General features: G+C 42.4%; 1 protein-coding gene and 1 pseudogene. One reads left to right on the top strand and one right to left on the bottom strand.

What is annotated here, in order from left to right; all coding sequences use genetic code 11:
• Window positions 1–193: 193 nt before the first annotated feature.
• On the top strand, window positions 194–406 hold the full coding sequence (locus tag ACTHUM_RS17885; protein ID WP_219088512.1) for a hypothetical protein: 213 nt from the start codon (window positions 194–196) through the stop codon (window positions 404–406).
• 75 nt (window positions 407–481) lie between these two features.
• Here the strand turns inward: ACTHUM_RS17885 and ACTHUM_RS17890 are convergent.
• Window positions 482–583: pseudogene (locus tag ACTHUM_RS17890) on the bottom strand (malate dehydrogenase); the annotation flags it as partial.

Genomic DNA, 583 nt, shown 5'->3' on the forward strand with positions numbered 1-583 from the left:
CATTATATGTGTATTCCAAATTTATGGAGTTAGTTTTTCTTTAAGCGAAGGCAGCGGAAATTTTGGTACCTATATCGGCGGCAATACAACAGTGAGCAAGGCAGGATTGGTTCTTTTTGCTCACACAGTGTGGCTTATATCGATAGCGTGGGAACTTTATCTAGGCTGCAATGTTTGAAAAAAGGTGATGTGAATGTTTAAGAAAATTTTAGTCCTGTTTTGCGTAGCTTTTACCGGCGCGTGCAGTTCCTTTGATGGGGATGGTTTGACAAATGGCTCATATTCTCAAGGAAAACGTCTTGATCCGAATTGTGATCATTATGCTGTCGGTGGTAGTGGTGGCGGTTGTACACCGGCAGGTCAATGGCATCTTAAAGATAAACAAGGACAAAGAGTACCATTCTAGTTTTTAAAAATGATTGTAGAACGGGCATTTAATTATTTAGGCCGCCTGAAATTTGGTTTTCAGACGGCCTTTGTTTTAGAGTAGATCCTGGATGGCTGAACGCTCTTCTTCCAATTCGGCCAGCGTAGCGGCAATACGTTTTTGGCTGAATTCGTCCGACAAATCCAAGCCCTGGAC

Source organism: Neisseria sp. P0021.S006 (genome assembly GCF_051956895.1).